This window comes from Serratia sp. LTN-2 (assembly GCF_059740205.1).
The window spans coordinates 1-3,289 of sequence record NZ_JCAXDO010000049.1; the positions used below are offsets into that span (position 1 = coordinate 1).

Annotated in this window: 6 protein-coding genes and 1 pseudogene; all 7 read right to left on the minus strand. The window is 57.0% G+C overall.

Going from position 1 to position 3,289, the window contains the following annotated elements; translation table 11 throughout:
- Window positions 1-302 precede the first annotated feature (302 nt).
- The gene (locus AC6BYQ_RS28065; RefSeq protein ID WP_063617357.1) at window positions 303-725 is read right to left on the minus strand and encodes a DUF1380 family protein; all 423 of its coding nucleotides are present in this window, start codon (window positions 723-725) and stop codon (window positions 303-305) included.
- A 55-nt stretch (window positions 726-780) separates the two neighbouring features.
- Window positions 781-1,002, minus strand: coding sequence for a YubE family protein (locus AC6BYQ_RS28070; RefSeq protein WP_498057884.1), 222 nt, complete (start codon window positions 1,000-1,002; stop codon window positions 781-783).
- Window positions 999-1,691 carry a DNA methylase gene (locus tag AC6BYQ_RS28075; RefSeq protein ID WP_498057885.1) on the minus strand — a complete coding sequence of 231 codons (693 nt, stop codon included), beginning with the start codon at window positions 1,689-1,691 and terminating at the stop codon, window positions 999-1,001. Before AC6BYQ_RS28075 ends, AC6BYQ_RS28070 begins: the two co-directional genes overlap by 4 nt.
- 521 nt (window positions 1,692-2,212) lie before the next feature.
- Window positions 2,213-2,560 (minus strand): hypothetical protein, encoded by a 348-nt coding sequence (locus AC6BYQ_RS28080; RefSeq protein ID WP_498057886.1) that lies wholly within the window; start codon window positions 2,558-2,560, stop codon window positions 2,213-2,215.
- Between the two features lie 90 nt (window positions 2,561-2,650).
- Entirely contained in the window at window positions 2,651-2,851 is a 201-nt protein-coding gene (locus AC6BYQ_RS28085; protein WP_095450896.1) for a hypothetical protein, read from the minus strand.
- Between the two features lie 28 nt (window positions 2,852-2,879).
- On the minus strand, window positions 2,880-3,143 hold the full coding sequence (locus tag AC6BYQ_RS28090; RefSeq protein WP_062939626.1) for a hypothetical protein: 264 nt from the start codon (window positions 3,141-3,143) through the stop codon (window positions 2,880-2,882).
- 3 nt (window positions 3,144-3,146) lie between these two features.
- A pseudogene (locus AC6BYQ_RS28095) lies at window positions 3,147-3,289 on the minus strand (plasmid partitioning/stability family protein); the annotation flags it as partial.

The window sequence follows — 3,289 nt, forward strand, 5'->3', positions numbered from 1 at the left end:
CAGACCGGCGAAAAGCGGAGGACACAGGGGCGACGCCGCAAGCCGCAGCGCAAAGCCTTCACGGGCTGAATGCACCGTGAAGGGTGCGAACGGGTGAGGACGGAGGCGTCAGCGAACCCTTGTGGCCGATGCGGCCGGGCTACAGTGAAGTCACGGCGCATGCCGTCACCGCACGGAGCTTCAGGGGAGTTTCATTGTCCCGACGTGGCCCGGAGGGCGGCGGCGGATAAAAGCGGAAGGCACTGACATCCTTATTCGCAGTGGATGGCCACCGGTTGCCGGGGCGTTACCCCGGCGTTCTCTCATGCGGCCAGCGTCTCCTGTAGGGCGCGAACGTTATTCAGCTCATCCCTGACAGATTCAGGCTCCTGCCGCCCGGCTTCCCAGGCCATACCGATCCGGTTTTCCAACTCGCATTCATAGTTACGCAGGACGCGGGAGAGGAGTACCGCCGGAACGCTCACCTGACGGTTTGCCGCTTCGCGCTGACGGGTCAGAAGGTCGCTAATGGTCAGATTATTTACCCCCTGCTGACGGTATTGCGTCATTTTCATTTCGCCGAGCGCCTTCATCACATTCCGGATTTCAGCCCCGTCCGGTTCTGGCTGGGCTTCACGGCAGGCCACGCTAATCCCCTCTTCCGTCCAGACCAGCAGGACCAGGAGTTCGTCAGGCGTGAACATGTTTTCAAGATCTTCACAAAGTTCTTCGCGGGTTCCGTACATTGTTTTTTCTCTCTTGTAAGGGGTTACAGGCCGGGCCTCAGCCCGGCAGGGTCAGTCAGTCCTGAAAGGTCTCGTCCAGCACCAGGGCTTCGCGGTAGGCTTCAAGAAGCAGGGTGTTGATCCGGTGCAGAGTCTGCGCTGCCATACGTTCAGTAAGCGTTGCCGCGTCGTGCCGGTGCTGCGATTCGAGGCGGTTCAGCAGCATCCGCACGTTACACATGGCATTGCTGAGCGCAGCCACGTCCGCGCGCAGGGTTTCAAAGCCCGGGTAGTTCATGCCGCCTCCGGCCAGTCGGGGTAAAACGCGCCGTCATTGGCCGCCGGCATCCTTCTCGCCCGTTCAACCTGTGCCAGACGGCGAACGCCGGCGGCGTGGTACTGCTCAAGCATCTCGATCCCGATATAGCGGCGGCTGGCTTCGGCGGCGGCCACGCAGGTGGAGCCGCTGCCGGCAAACGGGTCAAGGACAATGGCCCCCGGACGCGTGAGCGATTCAATCAGTGGCCGCAGGCTCTGCACCGGCTTCTCCGTCGGATGGTGTCGGTTGCCCGTGTATTTCCAGGGGATCACGTCCGGGATGGGACGGTCCGGGGTTTGCGGTCGCCCCTTCGCCAGCAGGTAGGCGCTCTCATGGGTGTAACCCACGAACGTCGATTTTGAGGCGTAGCTCTTGGCAAAGACGATATGGCCAACCACCCGGAAGCCGGCCACTTTCCACGCATTCAGAAACAGATCCGCGCGGTTCCAGGCATAGAAGCTCACCATAAGGCTGTCGTTTTTCAGCACGCGGTACATTTCATGACAGGCGGGCTGGAGCCATTCGGCAGAGTTGTCTCCGGCCAAGGTGCGGCCGGTACGGTCCTTATAGCCAACCAGATACGGCGGATCGGTAAGAATAAAATCGACGGCACACGCCGGAAAACGGGACATCACCTGCACGCAGTCACCCAGAATAAAACGGGACATAGACACACTCCTCTCTGATATGCGGCACCCTGTTGCGCCGTGCCGCCACAAAAACCCGGCGGAAAGCGGAGGGCGCAGGGGCGACGCCGCAAGCCGCAGCGCAAGCCTTTCACGGGCTGAATGCACCGTGAAAGGTGCGAACGGGTGAGGACGGAGACAACGTGAACCCTTGCGACCGCAGCGGCCGGGTTAGCGTGAAGGCACGGCGTTGAACACGCCGCCGGCTGGCGGCAATAAGGCGGAGGGAACCGACATCCTTCTGTACCGGTTCTGGTAGCTGATGAGTTCGTGAGGGTATGGCAGAATGCACACTGATAATGGATTCACGCCGTTATCTGACATGTGTGCCTTTGATTTCAGGACGTCCCCGACCGGAGACGTCTTTTTTTTGAGTCGGATATATGACAGGTGAAAGTGTGAAGTGATTGTGTGATTATCAGTGCCGGAAACATCTGAAGGGTTTTCGCCTGTAACGAATTGCATGACTTCAGGACCCCCCCTCCCCGGAAGGTGTCCTTTTTTCAACGCCTCTTCACGTGGTCGATAGCCGACTTCGCAGACTGGCATGATGGTTCAATCAGATTGCTGAATTTATCCTGTATTCTGGCGGCGACGGACTGTTCATCAATGATGCTTTTTAACACCTGGATGTGTTCAGGAGTTTTATTGACAACAAACCGACACTGTTTCTCCTGAATCACGAGTATACGCTCATTTTTCAGTGCCTCTTCATCCTTAAGTTTGCACAGAAACCGGTGCCAGAAATTACGGTAATGCGCGTTGATCAGCGCCATTTTATAACCCGCAATAGCCTGGGATACCTCGGCCTCAACAGGACCGGTCGTACAGTCAAAAGTAAAATCGCTCATAATTAACTCTCTCCGGGAACCATTGTTCCGGGCAGAAGAACTATCCTGACCAGCTTACCCGCCGACAGGATAACGGCGAAACATGCTTTATCAATGAGGAGCGGCACCAATACGTCTCAGTGCATCCTGAACTTCACGCAGCCCAAAAATATCTTCCGGCGGCTGATCCTTTCCGGACAGGCTGCATACCGTAAAGACGGCATTTGATGCGGTTAATCTCTCACGGTGAAGCGCCTGCAGGGCCACAATAACCAGTGTGCGTTCATCTCCAGTCAGTTCTTCAAGCTGCATACTGTTTCCTTCAGGTTAATGTTCATATTCATCCCCGCCCCTTTGGTTTTTTCTCGTCAAACGCCAGGAGAACCCCGAGACCTATCAGCGAGGCGTAGCAGACCTGCATCGCAATGGTCACCGGCAGGGAGATATTATCAACCAGAACACCGGGAACCACGACGGCCACGCCTGCCAGTATCATTCCCCTGCCGGTCTTTTTGACCCGTTCAGGCCACTGAGATTCAGGCACATTCCGGGCGCGCAGAAAGTTATGAATGCACTGCTCTGCCTTCTGTTTAATCACTGACATGTTCTAGTCTCCGAATGCCCGTTGCATATTTTTCTTTATGCTGGTCGCTTCTGCGGATACCGGTGCGGAAGGCTCCGCTGGTTTCTCCGGCACTGCAGCCATACTCACGTCAGCCGTACCAGCCATCTGCTGAACCAGAACCTGCA

Bases quoted from the DNA above. Each gene is read 5' to 3' on its own strand.
- AC6BYQ_RS28065 (WP_063617357.1), bottom strand. From the start codon at position 725: ATGTACGGAACCCGCGAAGAACTTTGTGAAGATCTTGAAAACATGTTC.
- AC6BYQ_RS28070 (WP_498057884.1), bottom strand. From the start codon at position 1,002: ATGAACTACCCGGGCTTTGAAACCCTGCGCGCGGACGTGGCTGCGCTC.
- AC6BYQ_RS28075 (WP_498057885.1), bottom strand. From the start codon at position 1,691: ATGTCCCGTTTTATTCTGGGTGACTGCGTGCAGGTGATGTCCCGTTTT.
- AC6BYQ_RS28080 (WP_498057886.1), bottom strand. From the start codon at position 2,560: ATGAGCGATTTTACTTTTGACTGTACGACCGGTCCTGTTGAGGCCGAG.
- AC6BYQ_RS28085 (WP_095450896.1), bottom strand. From the start codon at position 2,851: ATGCAGCTTGAAGAACTGACTGGAGATGAACGCACACTGGTTATTGTG.
- AC6BYQ_RS28090 (WP_062939626.1), bottom strand. From the start codon at position 3,143: ATGTCAGTGATTAAACAGAAGGCAGAGCAGTGCATTCATAACTTTCTG.